Below are 26,357 nucleotides of genomic sequence, written 5' to 3' on the forward strand. Positions count from 1 at the left end.
GATGTGCCACAGCGTTTCAGTGGCAGGTGCAAGACCTGCCTCTTTATGCACGGGCAACAAAGGAGAAGCTGTATGCAAGTCAACATCAGTGGACAGCATGTAGAAGTCACCCAACCACTGCGCGATTACGTGCTCGAGAAGCTCGCCCGCGTGGAGGGTCATTTCGACAAGATCACCAATGCGACGGTGATCATGAAGGTCGAGAAGCTGCAGCAGAAGGTGGAAGCCACACTCCAGATTCCCGGTGGCGAAGTCGTCGCCAACGCCGAACACCAAGACATGTACGCGGCGATCGACGCCCTGGCCGACAAACTCGATCGCCAACTGAAAAAACACAAGGAAAAACAGCAAAGCCTGCTGCAAGGCGCAGCCGCCCGCTGATCCCCCTCATCCATGATCCGACTTGAAACCATCCTGACCCCCGGCCGTTCACTCGTGAACGTGCCGGGCGGCAGCAAGAAGCGCGCCCTGGAAAAGGTCGCCACCCTGATCGCCGAGCAAGTACCCGAGCTGGAGATGCAAGATGTCTTCGACAAGCTCATCGCTCGGGAAAAACTCGGCTCCACCGGTTTTGGCAATGGCATCGCCATTCCGCACTGCCGGCTTGTGGGTTGCAGCGCGCCAGTAAGCGCCCTGCTGCACCTGGATGCCCCCATTGATTATGACGCCATCGATGGTGCCCCGGTCGACCTGCTGTTCGTCCTGCTGGTCCCGGAAGCTGCCACCGATGCCCACCTTGAACTGCTGCGCCAGATCGCCAGCATGCTAGATCGCAAGGAGGTCCGCGATCGCCTGCGTGCCGCCGACAGCAGCGAGACCCTTTACCAGGTCGTCCTGGACGTACAGAACGAGCACTGAACATGCGCCTGATCATCGTCAGCGGCCGCTCCGGCTCCGGTAAGAGTACCGCCCTCGACGTGCTGGAAGACAACGGCTACTACTGCATCGACAACCTGCCCGCCGGGCTGCTGCCGCAACTGGCGGAAAACGCGCTGCTCAACACCGAGCTGCTGCAACCGAAGGTCGCTGTGTCCATTGATGCGCGCAACCTGCCCAGCCACCTGTCACGCTTCCCCGAACTGCTGACAGATGCACGTTCGCGCCATATCCAGTGCGACGTGCTGTACCTGGACGCCGACGAAGACACCCTGCTCAAGCGCTTCTCGGAAACCCGCCGCCGCCACCCGCTGACCAACGACAGCCGTTCGCTGGCCGAGGCGATCCGCGTGGAAAGCGAGCTGCTCGGCCCGATCGCCGACCTCGCCGACCTGAAGATCGACACCACCAGCCTGAACCTCTATCAACTGCGCGATTCGATCAAGCTGCGCCTGCTCAACCAGCCCGAGCCAGGCACCGCGTTCCTGGTCGAGTCATTCGGTTTCAAGCGTGGCATGCCGGTGGACGCCGACCTGGTGTTCGACGTGCGCTGCCTACCCAATCCGTACTGGAAGCCGGAACTTCGTGAGCATTCCGGCCTCGAACAGCCGGTAATTGATTACCTGGCCGCCCAACCGGACGTCGAGGAAATGTTCCAGGACATCTCCGGCTACCTGCTCAAGTGGCTGCCGCGCTTCGCCGCCAGCAACCGCGCTTACGTCACCATCGCCATCGGCTGTACCGGCGGCCACCACCGCTCGGTGTACATCACCGAACGGCTTGGCCAACTGCTCCAGCAATCCCTGAAAAACGTCCAGGTCCGCCACCGCGACCTCTAGCCCACAGGATCCGCCCCACGATGCCCGCCCGCGAAATCACCATCATCAACAAGCTGGGCCTGCATGCGCGGGCGGCCGCCAAGTTCGTCGGCGTGGCCGGTCGCTTTCCCTGCCAGGTACGGGTCGGCCGCGCACCGGACAAGCTGGTGGACGGCAAGAGCATCATGGCGGTGATGATGCTCGCCGCCGGCAAGGGCACGCCGGTGCACCTGCACACCGAGGGCGAACAGGACGGTGAGGCCATGGATGCACTGGTCGCGTTGATCGAGAACTTCTTCGACGAAGGCGAGTAAGCGCCGTTAACGACTGCGCACGCTCCTACAGGGAATGTGCCGGGCTCAAGACAGCGCCGTGTCCATCACCATCATCAGGCAGAACCCGGCACACAGCCCCAGGCTCGCCAGGCGGTGATGCCCGTTGCTGCGCGATTCGGGAATGATCTCCTGGGTCACCACCAGCAGCATCGCCCCCGCCGCACAGGCCAAGCCCAGCGGTAGCAACAGTTCGGCGATGTTCACCAGCCAGGCGCAGATCACCGCGGCCAGCGGTTCGACCAACCCGGACGTCGCGCCGATCAGGAACGCCTTGAACCGCGACATGCCGGCCCCGGCCAGCACCAGCGCGATTACCAGACCCTCCGGCACATCCTGAAGCGCGATGCCCATGGCCAGGCTGTCGGCATCGGGCATGCCACCGCCAGCAGACACGCCAATGGCCATGCCTTCGGGGATGTTATGGGCAATGATGGCGATGACGAACAACCAGATTCGCGCCGCGATCACCGGTTGCTGATCGCTGCCGACCAGGGCTTCTGGCGAAGCACCAGAGACCTTGAGGTCGACCAGGAACAGGCACAGCGCGCCGAACAGCAGGCCGCCGCTGATCAGGCCACCGGCGCCCCACGGGCTGAAACCGATGGATTGGGCCGCATCCAGCCCGGGCATGATCAGCGAGAACGCGGTGGCCGCCAGCATCACGCCGGCACCGAAGCCAAGCAAGGTATCGGCCACGGCCACCGGCATGTTGCGGATCACCAGCACCGGTACCGCGCCCAACGCCGTCCCCAGTGCGCACAATGCGCCGCCCTCAAGGGCACGCAACATGCGCGGTTCCAGGTCCAGCCAGGCGATGCCGCGTGCCACCAACAATGCGGTGCCAACCAGCAACAGCATGGTCCCAAGCGCCAGGCGGAACAGGCGCACACTGCTGACAGACATCACCTCGGCACGCATACCGGTCAGGCTCACTTCAGGGCTTCAAGGTAGCGACGTTCCACTTCGGCCCAGTCGACCACGTTGTAGAAAGCGCCAATGTATTCCGGACGACGGTTCTGATACTTCAGGTAGTAGGCGTGCTCCCACACGTCCAGGCCAAGGATCGGCGTGTTGCCGTGCATCAGCGGGCTGTCCTGGTTGCCGCTGCTCTCCACTACCAGCGTGTTCTGCGGGGTCACGCTCAACCAGGCCCAGCCGCTGCCGAAACGGGTCAGCGCGGCCTTGGTGAAGGCCTCCTTGAACGCCTCGAAGCCGCCGAGCTGCGCATCGATGGCCTTGGCCACCTGCCCTGCCGGCTGGCCGCCGCCCTTGGGCGACATGACGGTCCAGAACAGGGTGTGGTTGGCATGCCCACCGCCCTGGTTGATCACCGCGCCCTGGAGCTTCTCGGGCAGTTGCCTGACCGCGCCCACCAACTGCTCCACGGGCCACTCGGCCCACTCGGTGCCCTCGATGGCGGCGTTGAGATTGTTGATATAGGTCTGGTGATGCTTGCTGTGGTGAATCTCCATGGTCTGGGTGTCGATGTGCGGCTCCAGCGCATCGTAGGCATAGGGCAACGCAGGCAAGGTATGCGGCATGTCAGTGGATTCCGTAGGCAGGTGTGCGATCAGTGATATCCGTATATACGACCAGCTCGCTGGTCACCGGAGCCTGCCGATTGAGCAGGCGCTCGGTACGCGGGTATTGGCCGTATTCGGCGATGAAGCTCAGCAACTCGGTGTAGGTGCGCCCGCTATGGCGTAACGCGGCGTCGCGCAGGGCCTGGGGCAGGCGCGGGTCCTGACTGGCCTGGAGCAGCCGCTGGTGCGCCGCGCACAGGTAGTCGGCGCTTTCCTGCGGCTGGTTCAGGCGCAGGTGCAGGTCGGCCAGGTTGTGATGGGCGATGACCAGTGCGGCCACCGCCTCGTCGACGTCATGCCAGCGCTCGAACAGCACCTGGGCCAGGGCCAGGGCTTGCAGGTAGTGTTCCCGGGCATCGACCAGCTCGCCCTGCTCGAACAGGCGGTTGGCGTCTTGCGTGGTGTGTTTCCAGTGCTGCATGACGTGTCTCCTGGACGGCCCGGGCTCAGATGCCGCCGGCAGTGAGTTTTTCCGGATCCAGCAGCGCCTCGAGCTGGTCACGCGACAAGTCGGTGTGCTCCAGCGCCACGTCGATGATCGGGCGCCCCTGTTTGTAGGCGGTCTTGGCGATCTCGGCGGCCTTGAGGTAGCCGATGATCGGGTTCAACGCAGTGACCAGGATCGGGTTGCGCGACAGCGCCTCCTTGAGCTTGGTGTCATTGACCTTGAAGCTGGCGATGGCCTTGTCGGCCAGCAGGCGGCTGACGTTGGCCATCAGCTCGATGCTTTCCAGCAGGTTGCGGGCAATCACCGGCAGCATCACGTTGAGCTCGAAGTTGCCCGACTGCCCGGCCACGGCGATGGTGGCATCGTTGCCGATCACCTGGGCCGCGACCATGGCGGTGGCCTCCGGGATCACCGGGTTGACCTTGCCCGGCATGATCGACGAGCCCGGCTGCAGACCCTGCAACTCGATTTCACCGAGGCCGGCGAGCGGGCCGGAGTTCATCCAGCGCAGGTCGTTGGCGATCTTCATCAGCGCCACGGCGGCGGTCTTGAGCTGGCCGGACAGGGCCACGGCGGTGTCCTGGGAGCCGATCAGGGCGAACAGGTTCTCGCCGGGGGTGAACTTGACCTGGGTCAGGCCACTTAACTGGCGGGCAAAGCCTGCGGCGAACTGCGGGTGGGCGTTGATGCCGGTGCCCACGGCAGTACCGCCCTGAGCCAAGGCCTGCAGGCTCGGCAGGGTGGCTTCGATATGCGCCTGGGCGCCCTTGACCTGCGCGGCCCAGCCTTCGAGCACCTGGCTCATGCGCACCGGCATGGCATCCATCAGGTGGGTGCGGCCGGTCTTCACGTGCTTGTGCACTTCGACCGCCTTGGCCTCGATAACCTGGGTGAGGTGGCGCAGGGCCGGCAACAATTGCTCGTGCAGGGCCAGGGCGGCGCTGACGTGGATGGTGGTGGGGATGATGTCGTTGCTGCTCTGGCCACAGTTGACGTGGTCGTTGGCATTGACCGGCTCGCCCAGCACGCGGCTGGCCAGGGTGGCGATGACCTCGTTGGCGTTCATGTTCGAACTGGTGCCGGAACCGGTCTGGAACACATCCACCGGGAAGTGCTGGATGAAGTCGCCGGCCAGCAGTTGCTCCACCGCCCTGACGATGGCCTCGCCCTGCCCCGCGCTCAGCTGGGACAGCTCGACGTTGGCCTTGGCCGCAGCCGCCTTGGCCAGCAGCAAGGCACGGATGAACTGGGCCGGCATCGGCTTGCCGCTGACCGGGAAGTTGTCGACCGCGCGCTGGGTCTGGGCACCGTACAGGGCCTGGGCCGGCACCTGCAGTTCGCCCATGCTGTCACGCTCGATACGGGTATCACTCATCTTCAAGTCCTTGCATCAGTTCTTCGGGAGAAATCGACGGCAGCAGCACGCTGTTGGCGAGCTGCATCGCGTAGGGCTGCCAGCGCAGGTTTTGTTCGCGGCGATCGAGGTTGCGCAGATCGAGCAAGGGCCGCCAGGCCTGGTCCAGGCACAGGCAGCGCCAATGCCACGGCAGCATGCGATCGTTGGCGGTATCCAACAGCAGGCGGAAGGCGGTCAGCGCCACGGTCCAGGGCGAGGTTTCGGTGCAGCACACCAGGTAGCGGCCTTCGGCCAGGTAATGCTCGATCAGACGCGGCTCGTCGGGTTCGAGCGCGCAGCGGATGCGCCGGCTGAGCCAGCGCCAGTTTTCCAGGTAAGGCAGTTCGTGGAGGACGGATTTCATGAACATCATCGCCGGGTTACTGGATAATGATATTCATTATTATGTGATAACTAGAATCAGTTCAAGTCGAGCAATGGGCAAAAGAAACCCGGCGCGATGGCCGGGTCTTTTACAAGGTATGAGCAGGGCAGCGTGGGAGCGAGCTTGCCTCGCGATTGCAGGTAAGATTACCGCGGGGCAAGCCCGCTCCCACGCACCGCTACTTCCCTGCTGATGACAGAGCGCCGATCAGCTGCCTGCCACCGTCATCCGTTCGATCAGCACCGAGCCACTGTGGATATTGCTGCGGGTCTCGATATCGCTGCCGATCGCCACGATCTGCTGGAACATATCCTTCATATTGCCGGCGATGGTCACTTCCTGGACCGGGAACTGGATCTCGCCGTTTTCGACCCAGAAGCCCGCCGCACCACGAGAATAGTCACCGGTCACCATGTTCAGGCCATGCCCCATCAGCTCGGTCACCAGCAGGCCGCGACCCATGCGGCGAATCAATGCCGCCTGGTCTTCCACACCGTGGGTGACGAACAGGTTATGCACGCCCCCGGCGTTGGCGGTGCTCGGCAGGCTCAGCTTGCGCCCGGAATAGGTGCCCAGGATGTAGGACACCAGCTCGCCCTTGTCGACGAACGGCTTGGCGTAGGTGGCCAGGCCATCGCCGTCGAACGCCGCGCTGCCCAGCGCACGCGGGATGTGTGGACGCTCATCAAGGGTCAGCCAGGTGGGGAACAGGCGCTGGCCGAGGGTGCCTTCGAGGAACGACGACTTGCGGTACAGGTTGCCGCCGGAAATCGCCGACAGGAAGCTGCCGAACAGGCCGCCGGCAAGCTCCGCCGAGAACAGCACCGGCACCTCGCAGGTCGGCACCGGACGCGCGCCCAGACGGCTGGCGGCGCGTTGCGCGGCGCGCTGGCCGATGCTGCGCGGGTCGGCCAGCAGGTTGCCCTGGCGATTGACGTCGTACCAGTAGTCGCGCTGCATCTGCCCTTCGGCCTCGGCGATCATCACGCAGCTCAGGCTGTGCCGGGTGGACGCGTAGCCGCCGATGAAGCCGTGGCTGTTGCCATAGACCCGCACGCCCTGATGGGTATTGAGGGTGGTGCCATCAGCGTTGAGGATGCGCTTGTCGGCGTCGAACGCCGCCGCCTCGCAGGCCAGCGCCATCTCGATGGCCTTCTCCGGCTCGATGTCCCAGTCGTGGTACAGGTCCAGATCAGGGATCTCGCGGGCCATCAAGGCAGCATCGGCCAGCCCCGAACACGCGTCCTCGGAGGTATGCTTGGCGATTGCCAGGGCCGCCGCGACGGTCTCGCGGATCGCCTCAGGGCCGCTGGCCGAGGTGCTGGCCGAACCCTTGCGCTGGCCAACGTAGAGGGTGATGCCGAAGCCCTGGTCGCGGTTGAACTCGACCGTCTCGACTTCGCGCTGGCGCACCGTGGTGGACAGGCCCTGCTCCAGCGACACCGCTACTTCGCAGGCGCTGGCGCCCTGGCGGCGCGCCTCGGCGACGATCGCCTCGACCTGTTCCTGCAACGCCGGCAGGTCCTTGGGGCCTACGCTCTGGACTGCACTCATGGTTCTCTCCACTGAAAATTCTGCGTACGGCGTGGGTCATTCTACGACCGGGCCGGACAAGCGGCCCCCGACTGGTTATCATGGCGGCGATTTCCTGCGGACTGCCCCCATGGTTGATTCTTACGACGACGCCTTCGACGGCGAAAAAAGCAAAACCCAGATCAAGCGCGAGCTGCATGCGCTGGTCGAGCTCGGTGAGCGCCTCACCACCCTCAAGGCCGACACCCTGGCCCGCCTGCCGTTGACCGACGAGCTGCGCAAGGCGCTGGAAGAGGCCAGCAAGCACACCGCCCACGGCGCCCGCAAACGCCACATGTCGTTCGTCGGCAAGCTGATGCGCGTGCAGGACCTTGACGCCATCCATGCCGTGCTCGAGCAGGTCGACAGCTCGACCCGCCAGTACAACGAGCGCTTTCACGGCCTCGAGCGCTGGCGCGATCGCCTGATCGACGGCAACGACGAGGACCTCGAACGCTTCGTCAACGAGTTCCCCGACACCGATCGCCAGCACCTGCGCTCGCTGATCCGTCATGCCCAGCACGAGAAGGCGCGGAACAAGCCGCCTGCGGCTGCGCGTAAAGTGTTCAAGTACATCCGCGACCTCGACGAGGTCCAGCGCGGTCTGCGTTGAGGCCATCGCGGGGCAAGCCCGCTCCCACGCTGCCTTTGCAGGCATCTGTGGGAGCGGGCTTGCCCCGCGATTGATCATCAAGCCCCTGTACCACCGACAGTGATCGCATCCAGCTTCAGGGTCGGCTGGCCAACGCCTACCGGCACCGACTGCCCATCCTTGCCGCACGTACCCACGCCGCTGTCCAGCGCCAGGTCGTTGCCGACCATCGACACACCCCTCATCGCCTCCGGACCATTGCCGATCAGCGTCGCGCCCTTCACCGGCGCGGTAATCTTGCCGTCCTCGATCAGGTAGGCCTCGCTGGTGGAGAACACGAACTTGCCGCTGGTGATGTCCACCTGGCCACCGCCAAGGTTGGCGCAATAGATGCCCTTCTTCACCGAGCGGATGATTTCCTCCGGGTCGCTGTCGCCAGCACGCATGTAGGTGTTGGTCATGCGCGGCATCGGCAGGTGGGCGTAGGATTCACGCCGGCCGTTGCCCGTCACCGCCATGCCCATCAGGCGGGCGTTGAGCTTGTCCTGCATGTAGCCCTTGAGGATGCCGTTCTCGATCAGCGTGGTGCATTCGGTCGGGGTGCCTTCGTCGTCGATGCTGAGCGAGCCGCGGCGGCCCTCCAGGGTACCGTCGTCGACAATGGTGCACAGCTTCGAGGCCACTTGCTCGCCGATACGCCCACTGAACGCCGAACTGCCCTTGCGGTTGAAGTCGCCTTCCAAACCGTGACCGACCGCCTCGTGCAGCAGCACCCCGGACCAGCCCGGGCCAAGCACCACCGGCAGCGTGCCGGCCGGCGCCGGAATGGCCTCGAGGTTGACCAGCGCCTGGCGCAACGCCTCGCGGGCATAGCCCATCACCCGCTCCTCGGTGAAGTAGCGGTAGTCGGTACGCCCGCCACCGCCCTGCCCGCCGCGCTCGCGACGACCGTTCTGCTCGACGATCACGCTGACGTTGAAACGCACCAGCGGACGTACATCGGCGGCCAGGCTGCCATCGGCGGCGGCGACCAGGATCCGCTCCCAGACCCCGGCCATGCTCACGCTGACCTGCTGGATGCGCGGATCGAGGGCGCGGGTGGCGGCATCGACGCGCTTGAGCAGGTCGACCTTCTCGGCGCGGCTCAGCACATCCAGGGGATTGTCAGACGCATACAGGGCAGTCACATCCTGGCTGCGGAACGCCTGCACCTTGCCATCCTGCCCGGCACGGGAGATCGAACGGGCGGCGCGGGCCGCCGAGGTCAGGGCTTCGAGGTTGATCGCGTTGCTGTAGGCGAAGCCGGTCTTCTCGCCGGACTGGGCGCGCACGCCCACGCCCTGGTCGAGGTTGAAGCTGCCCTCTTTGACGATGCCGTCCTCCAGCGCCCAGGTTTCCGAGATCTGGCCCTGGAAATACAAGTCGGCGGCATCGATGCCGGGGCCGGCCAGCTCGCCCAGCACCGTCTGCAGGCTGTCGAGGGTCAGGCCGCCCGGGACCAGGAGCTGCTCGCTGACGGTGGATAAAATCTCGCTCATAGTCACTCCGAGGTGTGCGCAGGCCGCAAGGCGTCCTGCGAGAAAAAGCGCCGGTGCGTGACCACCGGCATGCGCGCCCGGATGGACGCCTGTTCTTCACTGTCGCGCGTGGCGAGCAATACCGCTTCGCCCCGCGCCTGTTGCGCGACGATCCGCCCCCAGGGGTCGACGATCGCCGCCTGGCCGTGGGTTTCCCGCGGCCCCGGATGCAGGCCGCCCTGGGCGGCCGCCAATACATAGCACTGGGTCTCGATGGCCCGTGCGCGAATCAGTACTTCCCAATGCGCCGCTCCGGTCACCGCGGTGAACGCCGCCGGCGCGCTGATCAGTTCGGCCCCGGCGGCACGCAAGGCGCTGTACAGCTCAGGGAAGCGCAGGTCGTAGCACACCGACAGGCCCAGCCGGCCCACGGGCGTGTCGGCCACCACCACCTGGCTGCCGTGGGCGTAGTCGTCCGACTCGCGGTAACGACCGCGGTTGTCGGCCACATCCACATCGAACAGGTGCAGCTTGTCGTAGCGGGCGGCGATCTCGCCGTGCTCATCGACCAGCAGCGAACAGGCGTGGGCCTTGGCTTGCGGCTGGCCGACCGGGGGCAGCGGCAAGGTACCGGCGACTATCCATAACCTGAGGTCGCGGGCGGTGCGTTTCAACCAGGGCAGGATCGGCCCCTCGCCCAGCGCTTCGGCCCGACCGATGGCCGCCGCGTCGCGACGGCCCATGGCGGCGAAGTTCTCCGGCAGCACCGCCAGGCGCGCGCCACCTGCGGCGGCCTGCTCGAGCAGTGCCGTGGCACGTTGCAGGTTGGCCAGCACATCGTCCTGGCTGACCATCTGGATCACAGCTGACGTCATGACCACCCCAGGTTATTTGTCGAAAGGTTTCACAAAGGTGATTTTAGGCTCTTTGACCGGACCTTCGACGCGATAGTGCACACTGGCGAAACGCGCCACCCGGTCACCGATCAGGCGGTCGACCAGGAACAACGCGCCACCGATCGCCGGCGCGCCGACGATCAGCGCGGCCAGCGGCAAGTTGTTGGTCACCGGCAGCGTCACCAACAGCTTGGCATCGATCCGATCACGGACAAAATCCATGGTGCCGTCGAGCTCGAAGTTGCTCGACGGCCCGGTGACGGTGATCGGCTCACGGGTCACGTAGACCCCTTCGCTGGCCACCAGCAACCCCTTGACCCGGTCATAGGCCAGGCCCTTGCTGAACAGGTCGGAGAAGTCCAGGCGCAGGCGCCGGCCGATGGAGTTGAAGTTGAGCAGCCCGAACACCCGCAAGGCCTGGGCGCTGCCCTCGACCTCGACGAACTGGCCACTGCGCAACGCCGCGTCGAGGCTGCCGGAGTAACGGTTGAGGCTGACCCAGGCCGGCGAGCCCGGCCAGCGGCCGTCCACGTCCATGCGGAAGTCGCGGCTGGTGACGGTAGGCGCGAAGCCCCAGGCCTTGAGCACATCCCCCAGGTTCTTGCCATCCAGCCGGCCCTTGTACCAGCTCGAACTGCTGCCCGGCTCCCCTTCCCAGCCACCGCTGCCATCGATGTGCAGGCCCTTGAGGTCCAGGTCGATATCGTTCATGGCCATGCCTTTGGGCGTCTGGCGCAGCTTCAGGTTGGCGCTGCCGAACAGGTCGTCACCGCGGTACAGCTTGTCGATGGTCAGGTCCAGCGGCGGCACCTTGCGCGGGTCGACCCCGGCCAACGGATCCGGCGCATGTTCGTCCTGGGCTTCGTTCGGGTCGGCGGGCGGCAGACGCAGGCTCTGCAGGCGGATGGTCATGGGCGTGACCTTGGCATCGGGAATGCGCGCGTTGCCGATGACTTCCTTGCTGTCCAGGCGCAGGTCCCAGGCCGGACCGCCGCGCATCAGGCGGATCACCGCCTGGTTGAGGTCCATGCCGAAGGCCTTGAGCTGGCCGATGCTCAGGTCCACGCTCTGCAGGTTCTGCCGGGCGCTGCCGCCCGGGTCCTTGCCGGCCAGGCGCTCCATCTGTTGCTGCCAGGGCGCCAGGTCCAGGGTCTCGAGCCGGCCACGCACACGCAGGCCCTGGCCACTTGGGAGGCTGGCGTCGCCCGTACCCAGCAACAGTTCGCCACGCCCCTGGGCCAGCTTGTCGGCGGGCGCGGCGTAGGCGAAGCGGGCAAGGTCGGCGTAGCTAGCGTCGATGCGCCGCTCGGGGCCTTGCAGGGTCAGGCCGAAGCGGCTGTCACGGGTTTCCCCGGCGACCTTGCCAAAGGGGGCCGGCAAGTCGATGGCCAGGCCCTTGAGCGAGGAGCTGACACTCAAGCGGTTGTCTCGGCCGCCGAATGTCACCTGCAACTGATAGGGCAACTCGCCCGAGGCGGGCAGCGGCTGCTGGTACTGCAACCAGTCAGTCAGGACCTTGAGGCCGACCTGGCCGTTGGCGTTGATGCGGGTCTGGATCTGCCCGCCCTGTCCTTCGGCGGTGATCTGCGCGGTCACCGGCTTGCCGAAGGCATGCAGGCTAATGCCGTTGCCGCTAAGGCCCTTGTCGAAATCGAACGTGAAATCGCCTTTGAGCTGGGTCAGTTCCAGGCTTGGCGGCGCCACTTTCAGGGTTGCGTCGCTGGTCGAGAAGTCCACCAGCACCTTGGGCCGTTGCCCATGGGCCAGGGGGATATCGAGCTTGACCTTGCCTTTGAGCGGGCCTTCACCCTCCCAACCTGCAAAGATCTCTCCCGTGCCGATGGGCGCCTCCTTGAGGATCTTCAGGCCATCGCCAAGGCTGCCGTCGAAGTCTCCGTCGAGGAACAGGTGGCTGTGCTGGTCGCCCTCGACATGGGGAATGTCGACACTGACATCGCTGACCCGGGTGTCCAGCAGCAGCCCTTTGCGGGCGTGGATGCGCACGCCGGTGTCTTCGATGTAGACATTGCCGTCGACCTGCTGCACCTGCGGCCAACCCGGCTGGAAATCCAGCGCGGCGTCGTGGACCTTGAAGAACAGGCTGATATCGCGGGCATGGGGCGGCGCATTGTGGTGCAGCGAGCCCTGGTACTGGAAGTAGCCCTCGTCGACATTGCCCTTGACGATGGCGCTGCGCAGCCATTCGTCCAGGGCCGGGCTGAGCACCTCGGGCAGGTACTTGGCGGTGTAGCGACCGTCGCCCTCGGTGAGGCCGACGCGCAGGTCCATGTAGTCTTCATGGCCCGGTTGCAGATGGATGCGAATCAGGAAGTCCGCGGCGATCTTGCCCTCGTCACCCAGCACCTTGATGTAGGGGGCGACCAGGGTGAAGGCTTCCTTGTCCAGGGTCCAGGTCAGCCGCGCGTTGGCTTTCGGGTAATGCCAGGGTTTGCCGAAGATCGGATACAGATGCAGCATGAAGGCCTGGGTATCCAGGCGCAGTTCGCCGTGCCCGAGGTCACCGCTGATGGCGCCGCTGACGTTGCCGGCGGCCGGCGCGCCGTGATAGGCGTCGAAGCCGACTTTCTCCAGGTTGGCGGCGAACTGCAACCGCTGGTCGCCCTCGGCCTTGGGGCGGATGTCCAAGCGCACGTTGCGCAGGGCGCCGGTCACCTTGAGCGCGTCGACCACCGTCATCAGCTTGTCCGGCAACGGCGCCAGGGCGTCGATCACCGGGGTCAGCGGGGTCAGGTCGAGGCGATCGGCCTGCACCTGCCAGCTTTCCTCAGCCGGGCTCTGGCCAGGACGCTGCGCCAGTTGCAGGTGCGACTCCCAGCGGGTCTTGCCCAGGCTCATGGCCAGGGAGTCGACGACGACGTCAAAGCCCTGGTCCTGGCGCTGGAACCAGGCCGACAAGGCCAGGTTGTCCAGGGTAATGGCCTTGCGCCCGGTGTAGGCGCCCTTGAGCTGCGGGGCGTTGAGGCGAACCATCGCCTGCTGCAACTGCCCCTTGCTCCAGTCGATCCAGAACTCGCCACCGGCACGCAGGGTGTCGGCCTGCCACTGGCCCAGCAGCTGCGGCGGCAGCCAGCGCGCCCAATCGCTTTGTGGCAGGCTCAGGTAGGCCTGCACGCGGCCGTCGCGCCAGGTCCTGGCGGTGGCGCGGCTGTTCAGGCTAAGGGCCAGGGGCTGGCCATCGGGCAGCGTGGCGCGCAGGTCGACGCTCTGGCGCGACGCTCCGGCCTGCAATCCCAGGCTGACATAGGTGAGGGTCAGAGGATCGCGCTGCCACGGATGCAGGGTGACCTGGCTGTCGAATACATCGATCCGCCCCAGTTGGCGCAGGCGCTTGAGCACATCGGCCGGGTCGAGCGGCGCATCATCCTGCTGCGGCAGGCCTTCGAGGGTCCAGGCGCCCTGCTCGCGTTCGCGCAGGATCAGTTGCAGCCCACTGAGCTGGATGCGCGCCAGGCGCACTTCGCGGGCCTTGAGGCTGGCCCACAGGTCGGGCACCAGCTTGACGTCGTCCAGGCGCAAGGCCGCCTTGCCTTCGCCCAGCTGCAGGTCGCGCACGCGCAACACCGGCGCCAGGCCACTCCAGCGCCCTTCCAGGGCACCGACGTGCACGGGCATGCCCAAGGCCTGTTCGGCCTTGAGTTCGGCGTCGGCACGGTATTCGGCGACCAGGGGTACCAGTTGCCGACCGAGGCTGACATACAGCGCCACCAGCACCGCCAGCAGGGCGCAGATCCCCAGCCCCCAGCGGGTCAAGGCGCCCAGAACGCGGGTCAGACGTTCCATGGCCATGGCCCTCCAAGTCGTCCCTTAACTATGGCCGGTGAATAGCGATTTGCCAGCCCGTCCATGGGGCGACCGCCTTTAGCGAAGGTCAGAGCAGCACCACATCATATTGTTCCTGGGAATACATGGACTCCACCTGGAAGCGGATGGTTCGCCCGATGAACGCTTCCAGCTCGGCGACGTTGCCCGACTCTTCATCGAGCAGGCGGTCCACCACTTTCTGGTTGGCCAGTACCCGATAGCCCTCGGCCTGATAGGCGCGGGCCTCGCGCAGGATCTCGCGGAAAATTTCGTAACAGATCGTCTCGGGGGTTTTCAGCTTGCCGCGCCCCTGGCACGCCGCGCAGGGCTCGCACAGCACCTGCTCGAGGCTTTCGCGGGTGCGCTTGCGGGTCATCTGCACCAGGCCCAACTCGGTGATGCCGATGATGTTGGTCTTGGCATGGTCGCGTTCGAGCTGCTTTTCCAGGGTGCGCAGGACCTGACGCTGGTGCTCCTCGTCCTCCATGTCGATGAAGTCGATGATGATGATCCCGCCGATATTGCGCAGGCGCAGTTGTCGGGCAATGGCGGTAGCAGCCTCGAGGTTGGTCTTGAAGATGGTCTCTTCGAGGTTGCGATGGCCGACGAACGCCCCGGTATTGACGTCGATGGTGGTCATCGCCTCGGCCGGGTCGACCACCAGGTAGCCGCCGGACTTGAGCGGCACCTTGCGCTCGAGGGCGCGCTGGATCTCGTCTTCCACGCCATACAGGTCGAAAATCGGCCGCTCGCCGGGGTAATGCTCCAGGCGATCGGCGATCTCCGGCATCAGCTCGGCGACGAACTGCGTGGTCTTCTGGAAGGTTTCCCGCGAGTCGATGCGGATCTTCTCGATCTTGGGGTTGACCAGGTCACGCAGGGTGCGCAGGGCCAGGCCAAGGTCCTCGTAGATGACCACGGGCGCCCCGCAGGTCTTGATCTGCGAACCGATCTGCTCCCACAGGCGGCGCAGGTAGCGGATGTCCTGGAGGATGTCCTCGGCGCGGGCGCCCTCGGCGGCGGTGCGCAGGATGAAACCACCGGCGTCCTTCATGTCTTCCTGGGCCATGCAGTCGGTGACCACCTGCTTGAGGCGCTCGCGCTCGGCTTCTTCCTCGATCTTCAGGGAAATGCCGACATGGCTGCTGCGTGGCATGTACACCAGGTAGCGCGACGGAATCGACAGCTGGGTGGTCAGGCGCGCGCCCTTGCTGCCGATGGGGTCCTTGGTGACTTGTACCACCAGCGCCTGGCCTTCGTGCACCAGCGCGGTGATGTTCTCCACCGCCGAGCCTTCGCGCTGGGAGATCTCCGAGGCATGGATGAACGCCGCCCGCTCCAGGCCGATGTCGACGAATGCCGCCTGCATGCCCGGCAGGACCCGCACCACCTTGCCCTTGTAGATGTTGCCGACGATGCCACGGCGTTGGGTGCGCTCAACGTGCACCTCCTGCAGGACGCCGTTCTCCACCACCGCCACGCGTGACTCCATCGGGGTGATGTTGATCAGGATCTCTTCACTCATGGCAGGCTCTCGTCAAAGGTCTTGGGTAATGATGGATCGCTGCGGGATGGCTGGCTAGGCTCGGTACGAAATGTAAAGGCCCTAGCGCGGTGTCGTGTCCTCTTGCTGCTGCCAACAGGGGATGGCGAACTGTTCGAGCAGCTCGGCAGTCTCGCTCAGGGGCAGGCCGACCACGGCCGAGTAGCTGCCTTCGATAGCGCTGACGAACACCGCGCCCAGGCCCTGGATGGCATAGCCGCCGGCCTTGTCGACCGGTTCGCCGCTGTCCCAGTAGCGCAGTGCTTCCTCGAAGGAGATGGTGCGAAAACGCACGGTGGTGCTGACGCAGCGGCTGATACTGCGCTGGCCGTCAGTCAGCGCCACGGCGGTGAGCACCTGGTGCTCGCGCTTGGACAGGTCGCCAAGCATGGCCAGCGCCTGCTCGCGGTTCTCCGGCTTGCCGAGGATCTGGCCATCGAGCACCACGGTAGTGTCGGCGCCCAATACCACCCCGGCGCCGTCGGTGTGGGCGAAGCCCGCCACGGCCTTGGCCTGGGCCAGGCGCTCGACATAGGCCGCCGGGGCTTCGCCCGGCAGCGGGGTTTCATCGATGGGCGCGCTGACGACGGTGAACGGCACGCCGATCTGGGTCAGCAGTTCACGCCGGCGCGGCGAACCGGAGGCCAGGTACAGCTGAGTCATATGGACATCTCCCTGTCAGTGGCGGCGGGTCGTCAATGAATGTGCAGGCGAACGCGCAGGCCGCGCAGGGCGAAACTCACCCAGGGCCAGAGCAGGGCACTGATCACCGCCGACCAGACCAGGGCCAGGGTCGGCAGGCGATTGCCGGTGAGCGCGCTCAGCCACAGCTGGATCAGCTGGGCGATGCCGAAGATCACCAGGATCACCAGGCTCTGCTGCCACATGGGGAACATGCGCAGGCGCTGCTGCAACGACAGCACCAGGAAGGTGATCAGGGTGAGAATCAGGGCATTCTGGCCAAGCAGGGTGCCGTACAGCACGTCCTCGGCCAGGCCGAGCAGGAATGCCGTGGTCATGCCGACCTTGCCGGGCACGGCGAGGGTCCAGAAGGCCAGCAGCAGGGCCAGCCACATGGGCCGGAATACTTCCATGAACTGCGGCATGGGCGAGACGCTGAGCAACAGGCCGATGGCGAAGGTCAGCCAGATGGCCCAGCCGTTTCTGCTACGGGTGCTGGCCATTATTGTCTCCGGGGTTGAGCCGGCGCGGCGGCCGGTTGGGCCGACGCCGGGCTGGCCGTCGTTGGCGCAGCCGCAGGCGCAGTACCTGGCGCGGGCTGCGCGGCATGGGCCGGCGCGGGTGTCGCGGGCGTGGCCGCTGGCGGAGTGTGGCCGGCGCCTTGGCGGTCGGCCTCTTCCTGGGCAATCGCCGCCTCGGTAGCGCGCTCTTCCGGGGTGCGTCGGTCGCTGAACACCAACAGCATGTAGCGGCTGCGGTTGAGCGCGGCGGTCGGAATGGCACGGACGATGGCGAACGGCTGGCCGGAGTCGTGGATCACTTCGTTGACCGTAGCCACCGGGTAACCGGCCGGGAAACGCTGGCCCATGCCGGAGCTGACCAGCAGGTCGCCTTCCTTGATGTCGGCGGTGTCGGCCACATGGCGCAGCTCGAGGCGCTCCGGGTTGCCGGTGCCGCTGGCGATGGCGCGCAGACCGTTGCGGTTGACCTGTACCGGAATGCTGTGGGTAGTGTCGGTGAGCAGCAGCACCCGCGAGGTGTACGGCATCAGCTCTACCACCTGGCCCATCAGGCCGCGGGCATCGAGCACCGGCTGGCCGAGGAACACGCCGTCGCGCTCGCCCTTGTTGATCAGGATGCGGTGGGTGAAGGGATTGGGGTCTACACCGATCAGCTCGGCGACCTCGACCTTCTCGTTGACCAGCGCCGAGGAGTTGAGCAACTCGCGCAGGCGCACGTTCTGCTCGGTCAGGGCCGCCAGCTTCTGCAGGCGCCCCTGCAACAGCAGGGCCTCGGTCTTGAGTTTCTCGTTCTCGGCGATCAGCTCGGTGCGGCTGCCGAACTGGCCGGCCACGCCTTGCCACATGCGCTGCGGCAGATCGGTGATCCAGTAGGATTCCATCAGCACCAGGCCCATCTGGCTGCGCACCGGCTTGAGCAGGTCGAAACGCGAATCGACCACCATCAGCGCGACCGACATCACCACCAGCACGAGCAGGCGAACGCCCAGCGAGGGGCCCTTGGAGAAAAGCGGTTTAATGGGCCGTTCCTCGTGGACGACTCAGAAGGTCATGGGACATGGAGCAATGCACCGGCCTGCTGCGGGTTGACGGAAACGGCGCCCGGGCGGGCGCCAGCACAGCGCATACAGGTAGCACTGTGCGTGCCACCTGTAAACCTGAGGATGCTACTGCGCAGCGATCACTCGCTGGAGAGCAGGTCCATGGCGTGCTTGTCCATCATCTCCAGGGCACGACCACCGCCGCGGGCGACACAGGTCAGCGGGTCTTCGGCGACGATCACCGGCAGGCCGGTTTCCTGAGCCAGCAGCTTGTCGAGGTCGCGCAGCAGCGCGCCACCACCGGTCAGCACCAGGCCACGCTCGGCGATGTCCGAGGCCAGCTCGGGCGGCGATTGCTCCAGGGCGCTCTTGACCGCCTGGACGATGGTCGCCAGGGACTCCTGCAGCGCTTCGAGCACTTCGTTGGAGTTCAGGGTGAAGGCACGCGGTACGCCTTCGGCCAGGTTGCGGCCACGGACGTCGACTTCGCGCACTTCGCCGCCTGGGTAGGCAGTACCGATTTCCTGCTTGATGCGCTCGGCGGTGGATTCGCCGATCAGGCTGCCGTAGTTGCGGCGCACGTAGGTGACGATGGCTTCGTCGAAGCGGTCGCCGCCGACGCGCACGGATTCGGCGTAGACCACGCCGTTGAGCGAGATCAGGGCGATCTCGGTGGTACCGCCACCGATATCGACGACCATCGAGCCGCGGGCCTCTTCGACCGGCAGGCCGGCACCAATGGCAGCGGCCATCGGCTCTTCGATCAGGAACACTTCGCGGGCACCGGCACCGAGAGCCGATTCACGGATAGCACGACGCTCGACCTGGGTCGACTTGCACGGCACGCAGATCAGCACGCGAGGGCTAGGCTGCAGGAAGCTGTTTTCGTGCACTTTGTTGATGAAGTACTGCAACATTTTTTCACAAACGCTGAAGTCGGCGATCACGCCATCTTTCATCGGGCGGATGGCCGCGATGTTGCCAGGCGTACGGCCCAGCATGCGCTTGGCTTCGGTCCCAACTGCGACGACGCTTTTCTGGTTGCCGTGGGTACGGATGGCAACCACCGAGGGCTCATTCAGGACGATACCGCGCTCACGCACGTAAATAAGGGTGTTGGCAGTACCCAGGTCGATGGACAGATCGCTGGAAAACATGCCACGCAGTTTCTTGAACATGGGAAAGTGACCCTGGGGAAAGCGTGGGTAAAAAAGTGCGGCAAACTCTAACAATGGCAGGGATTTTGGGCAAGGAGCCAATATGTTAAATTGGCTGTTTTTCCGAGCATGCCTGCCGATGATCGCGGCCCTTTGACCGCCAGAATCCCAGCATGTTCCTCATTTGCGGACTCATTCCGTCTGTCGTTTTCCTGGAGATCCCCATGGCGCTTCAACGCTCCGACGTGGAAAAGATCGCCCATCTGGCCCGCCTGGGCCTGAATGAAGGCGAATTGCCACGCACCACCGATGCCTTGAACAGTATTCTCGGGCTGGTCGACCAGATGCAAGCCGTCGACACCACCGGCGTGGAACCCCTCGCCCACCCGCTGGAGACCACCCAGCGCCTGCGTCCCGACCAGGTCACCGAAAGCAACCAGCGCGACCGCTACCAGGCCGTCGCTCCGTCGACCGAGAACGGTCTGTACCTGGTTCCGAAAGTCATCGATTAAGGGATAGCGCCTGCCATGCATCAACTCACTCTGGCCGAGATCGCCCGTGGCCTCGCCGACAAGTCGTTCTCCTCGCAAGAACTGACCGGCGCCCTGCTGTCGCGTATCAAGCAGCTCGACCCGCAGCTCAACAGCTTCATCACCGTCACCGAGACCCAGGCCCTGGAGCAGGCGCGCGCCGCCGACGCCCGTCGCGCCGCCGGTGAAACCGGTGCGCTGCTCGGCGCGCCGATCGCCCACAAAGACCTGTTCTGCACCAACGGCGTGCGTACCAGTTGCGGCTCGAAGATGCTCGACAACTTCACCGCCCCGTATGACGCCACCGTGGTCGCCAAGCTGGCCGAGGCTGGCATGGTCACCCTGGGCAAGACCAACATGGACGAATTCGCCATGGGCTCGGCCAACGAGTCCAGCCACTACGGCGCGGTGAAGAACCCGTGGAACCTCGAGCACGTGCCGGGCGGCTCGTCCGGTGGCTCGGCCGCCGCCGTGGCCGCGCGCCTGCTGCCGGCCACCACTGGCACCGACACCGGCGGCTCGATCCGCCAGCCGGCGGCGCTGACCAACCTCACCGGCCTGAAGCCGACCTACGGCCGCGTGTCGCGCTGGGGCATGATCGCCTACGCCTCGAGCCTCGACCAGGGTGGCCCGCTGGCCCGCACCGCCGAGGACTGTGCCCTGCTGCTGCAAGGCATGGCCGGCTTCGACGCCAAGGACTCGACCTCGGTCGACGAGCCGGTGCCGGACTTCAGCGCCAACCTGAATGCCTCGCTGCAAGGCCTGCGCATCGGCCTGCCGAAGGAATACTTCGGCGCCGGCCTCGACCCGCGCATCGCCGACCTGGTCCAGGCCAGCGTCAAGGAGCTGGAGAAGCTCGGCGCGGTGGTCAAGGAAATCAGCCTGCCGAACATGCAGCACGCCATCCCGGCGTACTACGTGATCGCCCCGGCGGAAGCCTCCTCCAACCTGTCGCGTTTCGACGGCGTGCGCTTCGGCTACCGCTGCGAGGCCCCCAAGGACCTCACCGACCTGTACAAGCGATCCCGTGGCGAAGGCTTCGGCGCCGAAGTGCAGCGGCGCATCATGGTCGGTACCTACGCCCTGTCGGCCGGCTACTACGACGCCTACTACGTCAAGGCGCAGCAGGTCCGCCGCCTGATCAAGAACGACTTCATGAGCGCCTTCGAAGAAGTCGACGTGATCATCGGCCCGACCACGCCGAACCCGGCGTGGAAGATCGGCGCCAAGGCAGGCGACCCGGTCGCCGAGTACCTTGAAGACCTCTACACCATCACCGCCAACCTGGCGGGCCTGCCGGGCCTGTCGATGCCGGCCGGCTTCGTCGACGGCCTGCCGGTGGGCGTGCAACTGCTGGCCCCGTACTTCCAGGAAGGCCGCCTGCTCAATATCGCGCACCGTTACCAGCAAGTCACCGACTGGCACACCCGCGCCCCCAACGGCTTCTGAGGAGTTCACACATGCAATGGGAAGTTGTGATCGGGCTGGAGATTCATACCCAGCTCGCCACCCAGTCGAAGATCTTCTCCGGCAGCGCCACCACCTTCGGCTCCGAGCCGAACACCCAGGCCAGCCTGGTCGACCTGGGCATGCCCGGCGTGCTGCCGGTGCTCAACCAGGAAGCCGTGCGCATGGCGTGCATGTTCGGCCTGGCGATCAATGCCGAGATCGGGCCGCGCAACGTGTTCGCGCGCAAGAACTACTTCTACCCCGACCTGCCCAAGGGCTACCAGATCAGCCAGATGGACCTGCCGATCGTCGGCAAGGGCCACCTGGACATCGCCCTGGAAGACGGCACCATCAAGCGCATCGGCGTGACCCGCGCGCACCTTGAAGAAGACGCCGGCAAGAGCCTGCACGAAGACTTCAACGGCGCCACCGGCATTGACCTGAACCGCGCCGGCACCCCGCTGCTGGAAATCGTCTCCGAGCCGGACATGCGCAGCGCCAAAGAGGCAGTGGCCTACGTCAAGGCCATCCACGCCCTGGTGCGCTACCTGGGCATCTGCGACGGCAACATGGCCGAAGGCTCGCTGCGCTGCGACTGCAACGTCTCGATCCGCCCGAAAGGCCAGACCGAGTTCGGCACCCGCTGCGAGATCAAGAACGTCAACTCGTTCCGCTTCATCGAGCGGGCGATCAACAGCGAGATCCAGCGCCAGATCGACCTGATCGAGGACGGCGGCAAGGTGGTGCAGGAAACCCGCCTGTACGACCCGAACAAGGACGAGACCCGTTCCATGCGCAGCAAGGAGGAAGCCAACGACTACCGTTACTTCCCCGACCCGGACCTGCTGCCGGTGGTCATCGAGCCGAGCTTCCTCGACAGCGTGCGCGCCGCCCTGCCGGAGCTGCCGCCGCAGAAGGTCGAGCGCTTCCAGAGCCAGTACGGTCTGTCGGCCTACGACGCCAACGTGCTGGCCTCCAGCCGCGAGCAGGCCGACTACTTCGAGCAAGTGGTGAAGATTGGCGGCGACGCCAAGCTGGCCGCCAACTGGGTCATGGTCGAACTGGGCAGCCTGCTGAACAAGCTGGGCGTCGAGATCGACCAGTCGCCGGTCAGCGCCGAGCACCTCGGCGGTATGCTGCTGCGCATTCGCGACAACACCATCAGCGGCAAGATCGCCAAGACCGTGTTCGAGGCCATGGCCGCCGGTGAAGGCGATGCCGACGGCATCATCGCAAGCAAAGGTCTCAAGCAGGTCACCGACACCGGCGCGATCGACAAGATGCTCGACGAGATGCTCGCCGCCAATGCCGAACAGGTCGAACAGTACCGCGCCGCCGACGAGGCCAAGCGCGGCAAGATGTTCGGTTTCTTCGTCGGCCAGGCGATGAAAGCCTCGAAAGGCAAGGCCAACCCGGGGCAAGTGAACCAATTGCTCAAGGCCAAGCTCGAAGGGTGATCCCGATCGCGGGGCAAGCCCGCTCCCACGCCAGTGGGAGCGGGCTTGCCCCGCGATGATCAGCGGCAACAGCGGAGCATCCGACTTGCTAAGACGCGCCATCACCTCCCTCACCCTCTTCTCGCTCCTGGCCGGCTGCGCCAGCCATGACATCGACCCTCGCGGTTACGACCAGACCGGCACCGCCTCCTACTACGGCGCCCGCCACCACGGCAAACGCACCGCCAGCGGCGAACCCTTCAACCAGCATGGCCTCACCGCCGCCCACCGTAGCCTGCCCTTCGGCAGCCAGGTGCTGGTCACCAACCTTGCCAACCAGCGCAGCGTCGTGGTGCGCATCAACGACCGCGGCCCGCATACCCGAGGCCGGCTGATCGACCTGTCACGCGCCGCCGCAGAAAAAATCGGCATGCTCCGTAGCGGAACCGCGCGAGTCCGGGTACAAGGTCTGAGCGATTGACCTGACTGGAGCCCTCGCCATTTTCGACCTGGCCACCCTTCCCGCCTTCAGCCTGCTGCAACTGGGCCTGGGCCTCGTGCTGCTGATCATCGGCGCCGAACTGCTGGTGCGCGCCGCCCTGCGCCTGGCCGGTCGCCTGCATGTGCGCCCGCTGATCATCGGCCTGAGCCTGGTGGCCTTCGGCAGCACCGCGCCACAGCTGACCGTGAGCCTGCAGGCCGCCTACCAGGGCGCACCGGACGTGGCGGTGGGCAGTGTCGTGGGCAGCAACATCTTCAACGTGCTAGTGATTCTCGGCCTGGCGGCGTTGATCATTCCGCTGCGCGTGTCGCGCCAACTGGTGCGCCTGGACATCCCGCTGATGATCCTGGCCAGCGCCCTGGTGTACCTGCTCGCGCTCAACGGCCAGCTGGGGCGCCTGGAAGGTGGCCTGCTGCTGCTCGGCCTGCTGGCTTACCTGGCCATGCTCTGGCATCAGTCGCGCCACTACGCCCGCACCTACCCCGCGCCGAGCACCCTGCATGCCAGCCCGCTGCGCTTCTGGAGCGCTGCGGTGTTGCAGATCGTCGTGGGCCTGGTCCTTCTGAGCCTGGCTGGCCACCTGTTGCTCGAGGCGGTGGTGGAGGTGGCCACCGACCTGGGCCTGTCCGAACGCATCATCGGCCTGACCGTGGTGGCCGTATGCACCTCGCTGCCGGAGCTGGCCGCCGCGCTGATCGCGGCCCTGCGTGGCGAACGGGAGATCGCCGTGGGCACGGTGATCGGCAGCAACCTGTTCAACCTGCTGGCGGTGCTGGGGCTCACGGCGGTGATCACCCCCGAGCCCTTGTCGATCTCACCCAACGCCCTGGACTTCGACCTGCCGGTAATGCTCGGCGTCGCCGCCCTGTCCCTGCCGGTGTTCTATTCCGGCTACCGGGTCACCCGCGCCGAAGGCCTGGTGTTCCTGTGCCTGTACCTGGCCTACGGCCTGCATGTGGTGGCCTTCACCACTGGCATGCCGCTGGCCGGACGCCTTGAACGACTGATGCTGTTCTATGTGATGCCCGTGCTCGGGGTCGTGCTGCTGTACACCACGGCCCGCGCCTGGCGCCGCCAACACTAAGGAAAACAACATGGCTGACACGAAACAGACCGGCGAAGGCATTCGCCGCCAGGTGATGGGCGATGCCTTCGTCGATCGCGCCCTGGGCAACGCGACTGCGTTCACTCAACCGCTGCAGGACTTCGTCAACGAGCATGCCTGGGGGAGTGTCTGGGCCCGTGACGGGTTGCCGCTGAAGACCCGCAGCCTGATCACCCTGGCGGCCCTGACCGCGCTCAAGTGCCCGCAGGAGCTCAAGGGGCATGTACGCGGGGCGCTTAACAACGGTTGCACCGTTGAGGAGATCCGCGAGGCGCTGCTGCATTGCGCGGTGTATGCCGGGGTGCCGGCGGCGATTGATGCGTTTCGGGCGGCGCAGGAAGTGATTGATAGCTATCAGGCGAGTTCTAGCGATTAAGGGCGGGCGCCCTGGCCTCGTGACTGTTACCTATGTGGGTGAACTACTGTGTAACCCATGTGGGTGATCCATACAGCTTGGCGATCAGAAGATTAACCACCCCGTCCACTAGCGACAGCTGCGCCAGTCCAGGCGCCGCTCGTACCTTCGCGACTTCAGGAGGCCTGCGTTCGGCCTCCTGAAGTCGCAATTGGCGTCGCCTGAACTATCGCGCATTTAGAAGCAAGATCAAGATCAAATGATGCGAATTTGGAGATTAGACAGTTGGCAATATTTTGACTGCCTGTGATGGCAACCGAAAGATTGAAAATAGACTTGAATGACGATATTACGTCATCCAAGCCTGCTCGGCTTCAGGACACCATAAGCATCCCGAAACCGAACTAGATAAAATCAGGCCTGCCGCGCCTTCTTGATCCGGAACGCTACCCACAACACAGCAATCCACGCCGGAATCAACATCACCGAAATACGAATCGGCGGCGTCAGGTACATCACCACCAGGATCAGCACGATGAACGCCAGGCACAGGTAGTTGGTCAGCGGATGCCCCAGGCTACGGTAGAACGGCTGGATACCTGCCGCCAGCTTGGCCTTGCGGAATTTCAAGTGGGTGATACTGATGCTCGCCCAGTTGATCACCAACGCCGACACCGCCAAAGCCATGAGCAGGCCGAAGGCCTCACCCGGCATCAGGTAGTTGATCACCACGCACAGGCCGGTGGCGAAGGCCGACACGCCCAGCGCGGTGAGCGGCACGCCACGACGGCTGACCTTGAGCAGTTGGCGCGGCGCGTCACCCTGCGTGGCCAGGCCGAACAGCATGCGACTGTTGGCGTACACGCAGCTGTTGTAGACCGACAGCGCGGCGGTCAGCACCACGACGTTGAGGATCGTCGCCACCAGGTCGCTGTCCAGTTCGTGGAAGATCATCACGAACGGACTGCCGCCCTGCACCACCTTCTGCCACGGATACAGCGACAGCAGCACGGCCAGCGCGCCGATGTAGAAGATCAGGATGCGATAGACCACCTGGTTGGTGGCCTTCGGAATGCTCTCACGCGGGTTGGCCGCCTCGGCGGCGGTGATACCCACCAGCTCCAGGCCACCGAACGAGAACATGATCACCGCCAGCGCCATGATCAGCCCGGTGACGCCATTGGGGAAGAAGCCACCGTACTGCCACAGATTGGCGACGCTGGCATCCGGTCCGCCGTGGCCACTGGTCAGCAGCCAGGCACCGAAACCGATCATGCTGACGATCGCCACCACCTTGACCAGGGCGAACCAGAACTCCATTTCGCCGTATACCTTCACCTGAGTCAGGTTGATGGCGTTGATCACCACGAAGAAGATCGCCGCCGTAGCCCAGGTGGGGAAGTCCGGCCACCAGTACTGCACGTAGATGCCCACCGCGGTGAGTTCGGCCATGCCGACCAACACGTAGACCACCCAGTAGTTCCAGCCCGAGACGAAACCGGCGAACTCGCTCCAGTACTGGTGGGCAAAGTGGCTGAAGCTGCCGGCGACCGGCTCCTCGACCACCATCTCGCCCAGCTGGCGCATGATCAGGAAGGCCATCAGGCCGGCGATCGCGTAGCCCAGCAACACCGACGGGCCGGCCAGCTGGATGGTCTGGGCGATGCCCAGGAACAGCCCGGTGCCGATGGCCCCGCCCAGCGCGATCAGCTGGATATGGCGATTCTTCAGCCCGCGCTGCAAGCGCTCGGGCGTGCTCTGGTCTTGCATGAAGTGTCCTTTAGGTGAGGCAGTGTTA

General features: G+C 65.3%; 26 protein-coding genes. 11 read left to right on the plus strand and 15 right to left on the minus strand.

Going from position 1 to position 26,357, the window contains the following annotated elements; genetic code table 11:
- The first annotated feature begins 72 nt into the window (after positions 1-72).
- From hpf to K5H97_RS24135, 4 genes are read left to right on the plus strand one after another with little or no spacing between them, the layout of a single operon-like run.
- Positions 73-381 (plus strand): ribosome hibernation-promoting factor, HPF/YfiA family, encoded by a 309-nt coding sequence (hpf, locus tag K5H97_RS24120; protein ID WP_011532415.1) that lies wholly within the window; start codon positions 73-75, stop codon positions 379-381.
- Between the two features lie 12 nt (positions 382-393).
- Complete coding sequence (gene ptsN, locus K5H97_RS24125; protein WP_028689656.1) at positions 394-858, plus strand: PTS IIA-like nitrogen regulatory protein PtsN; 465 nt, start codon at positions 394-396, stop codon at positions 856-858.
- 2 nt (positions 859-860) lie between these two features.
- Positions 861-1,715 carry an RNase adapter RapZ gene (rapZ, locus tag K5H97_RS24130; RefSeq protein WP_028689655.1) on the plus strand — a complete coding sequence of 285 codons (855 nt, stop codon included), beginning with the start codon at positions 861-863 and terminating at the stop codon, positions 1,713-1,715.
- Positions 1,716-1,735: 20 nt separating this feature from the next.
- Positions 1,736-2,008 (plus strand): HPr family phosphocarrier protein, encoded by a 273-nt coding sequence (locus tag K5H97_RS24135; RefSeq protein ID WP_028689654.1) that lies wholly within the window; start codon positions 1,736-1,738, stop codon positions 2,006-2,008.
- 45 nt (positions 2,009-2,053) lie between these two features.
- Here the strand turns inward: K5H97_RS24135 and K5H97_RS24140 are convergent, their stop codons facing one another.
- The 6 genes from K5H97_RS24140 to pmbA form a co-directional block, all read right to left on the minus strand.
- Complete coding sequence (locus K5H97_RS24140) at positions 2,054-2,947, minus strand: ZIP family metal transporter (protein WP_028689653.1); 894 nt, start codon at positions 2,945-2,947, stop codon at positions 2,054-2,056.
- 11 nt (positions 2,948-2,958) lie between these two features.
- Positions 2,959-3,570, minus strand: coding sequence for a superoxide dismutase (locus tag K5H97_RS24145; protein ID WP_028689652.1), 612 nt, complete (start codon positions 3,568-3,570; stop codon positions 2,959-2,961).
- Between the two features lies 1 nt (position 3,571).
- Positions 3,572-4,033 (minus strand): hypothetical protein, encoded by a 462-nt coding sequence (locus K5H97_RS24150; protein ID WP_028689651.1) that lies wholly within the window; start codon positions 4,031-4,033, stop codon positions 3,572-3,574.
- Between the two features lie 25 nt (positions 4,034-4,058).
- Complete coding sequence (locus K5H97_RS24155) at positions 4,059-5,435, minus strand: class II fumarate hydratase (protein ID WP_028689650.1); 1,377 nt, start codon at positions 5,433-5,435, stop codon at positions 4,059-4,061.
- Complete coding sequence (locus K5H97_RS24160; RefSeq protein ID WP_028689649.1) at positions 5,428-5,829, minus strand: hypothetical protein; 402 nt, start codon at positions 5,827-5,829, stop codon at positions 5,428-5,430. The genes K5H97_RS24155 and K5H97_RS24160 overlap by 8 nt, the downstream gene beginning before the upstream one ends.
- 219 nt (positions 5,830-6,048) lie before the next feature.
- Positions 6,049-7,395 (minus strand): metalloprotease PmbA, encoded by a 1,347-nt coding sequence (gene pmbA / locus K5H97_RS24165; protein ID WP_028689648.1) that lies wholly within the window; start codon positions 7,393-7,395, stop codon positions 6,049-6,051.
- 109 nt (positions 7,396-7,504) lie between these two features.
- Between pmbA and yjgA the strand changes: the two genes are divergently transcribed.
- Complete coding sequence (gene yjgA, locus K5H97_RS24170; RefSeq protein WP_028689647.1) at positions 7,505-8,026, plus strand: ribosome biogenesis factor YjgA; 522 nt, start codon at positions 7,505-7,507, stop codon at positions 8,024-8,026.
- Positions 8,027-8,103: 77 nt separating this feature from the next.
- Here the strand turns inward: yjgA and tldD are convergent, their stop codons facing one another.
- From tldD to mreB, 8 genes are all read right to left on the minus strand, one after another.
- Positions 8,104-9,543 carry a metalloprotease TldD gene (gene tldD / locus K5H97_RS24175; protein ID WP_028689646.1) on the minus strand — a complete coding sequence of 480 codons (1,440 nt, stop codon included), beginning with the start codon at positions 9,541-9,543 and terminating at the stop codon, positions 8,104-8,106.
- A 2-nt stretch (positions 9,544-9,545) separates the two neighbouring features.
- Positions 9,546-10,397, minus strand: a complete 852-nt coding sequence (locus tag K5H97_RS24180) for a carbon-nitrogen hydrolase family protein (RefSeq protein WP_028689645.1) — start codon at positions 10,395-10,397, stop codon at positions 9,546-9,548.
- Between the two features lie 12 nt (positions 10,398-10,409).
- Positions 10,410-14,225 (minus strand): YhdP family protein, encoded by a 3,816-nt coding sequence (locus tag K5H97_RS24185; protein WP_036985910.1) that lies wholly within the window; start codon positions 14,223-14,225, stop codon positions 10,410-10,412.
- Between the two features lie 82 nt (positions 14,226-14,307).
- Positions 14,308-15,765, minus strand: coding sequence for a ribonuclease G (rng, locus tag K5H97_RS24190; protein ID WP_028689643.1), 1,458 nt, complete (start codon positions 15,763-15,765; stop codon positions 14,308-14,310).
- Between the two features lie 81 nt (positions 15,766-15,846).
- A complete protein-coding gene (locus K5H97_RS24195; RefSeq protein ID WP_028689642.1) occupies positions 15,847-16,446 on the minus strand; it encodes a Maf family protein in 600 nt (199 codons plus the stop codon).
- Positions 16,447-16,478: 32 nt separating this feature from the next.
- Positions 16,479-16,967, minus strand: a complete 489-nt coding sequence (gene mreD, locus K5H97_RS24200; RefSeq protein WP_028689641.1) for a rod shape-determining protein MreD — start codon at positions 16,965-16,967, stop codon at positions 16,479-16,481.
- Positions 16,967-17,944, minus strand: coding sequence for a rod shape-determining protein MreC (gene mreC / locus K5H97_RS24205; RefSeq protein WP_028689640.1), 978 nt, complete (start codon positions 17,942-17,944; stop codon positions 16,967-16,969). Before mreC ends, mreD begins: the two co-directional genes overlap by 1 nt.
- A 221-nt stretch (positions 17,945-18,165) precedes the next feature.
- A complete protein-coding gene (mreB, locus tag K5H97_RS24210; RefSeq protein WP_003255163.1) occupies positions 18,166-19,203 on the minus strand; it encodes a rod shape-determining protein MreB in 1,038 nt (345 codons plus the stop codon).
- A gap of 203 nt (positions 19,204-19,406) precedes the next feature.
- Between mreB and gatC the strand changes: the two genes are divergently transcribed.
- The 6 genes from gatC (at position 19,407) to K5H97_RS24240 (ending at position 24,580) form a co-directional block, all read left to right on the plus strand.
- Entirely contained in the window at positions 19,407-19,694 is a 288-nt protein-coding gene (gatC, locus tag K5H97_RS24215; protein ID WP_028689639.1) for an Asp-tRNA(Asn)/Glu-tRNA(Gln) amidotransferase subunit GatC, read from the plus strand.
- A 15-nt stretch (positions 19,695-19,709) separates the two neighbouring features.
- Entirely contained in the window at positions 19,710-21,161 is a 1,452-nt protein-coding gene (gene gatA / locus K5H97_RS24220) for an Asp-tRNA(Asn)/Glu-tRNA(Gln) amidotransferase subunit GatA (protein WP_028689638.1), read from the plus strand.
- 11 nt (positions 21,162-21,172) lie between these two features.
- Entirely contained in the window at positions 21,173-22,618 is a 1,446-nt protein-coding gene (gatB, locus tag K5H97_RS24225; protein WP_028689637.1) for an Asp-tRNA(Asn)/Glu-tRNA(Gln) amidotransferase subunit GatB, read from the plus strand.
- A gap of 55 nt (positions 22,619-22,673) precedes the next feature.
- Positions 22,674-23,078, plus strand: a complete 405-nt coding sequence (locus K5H97_RS24230; RefSeq protein WP_036985909.1) for a septal ring lytic transglycosylase RlpA family protein — start codon at positions 22,674-22,676, stop codon at positions 23,076-23,078.
- 61 nt (positions 23,079-23,139) lie between these two features.
- The gene (locus K5H97_RS24235) at positions 23,140-24,183 is read left to right on the plus strand and encodes a calcium/sodium antiporter (RefSeq protein ID WP_028689635.1); all 1,044 of its coding nucleotides are present in this window, start codon (positions 23,140-23,142) and stop codon (positions 24,181-24,183) included.
- 10 nt (positions 24,184-24,193) lie between these two features.
- Complete coding sequence (locus K5H97_RS24240; RefSeq protein ID WP_028689634.1) at positions 24,194-24,580, plus strand: carboxymuconolactone decarboxylase family protein; 387 nt, start codon at positions 24,194-24,196, stop codon at positions 24,578-24,580.
- A gap of 393 nt (positions 24,581-24,973) precedes the next feature.
- Here the strand turns inward: K5H97_RS24240 and K5H97_RS24245 are convergent, their stop codons facing one another.
- Complete coding sequence (locus tag K5H97_RS24245) at positions 24,974-26,329, minus strand: amino acid permease (RefSeq protein ID WP_028689633.1); 1,356 nt, start codon at positions 26,327-26,329, stop codon at positions 24,974-24,976.
- Positions 26,330-26,357: the final 28 nt, after the last annotated feature.

This window comes from Pseudomonas mosselii, assembly GCF_019823065.1.
GTDB lineage: Bacteria > Pseudomonadota > Gammaproteobacteria > Pseudomonadales > Pseudomonadaceae > Aquipseudomonas > Aquipseudomonas mosselii.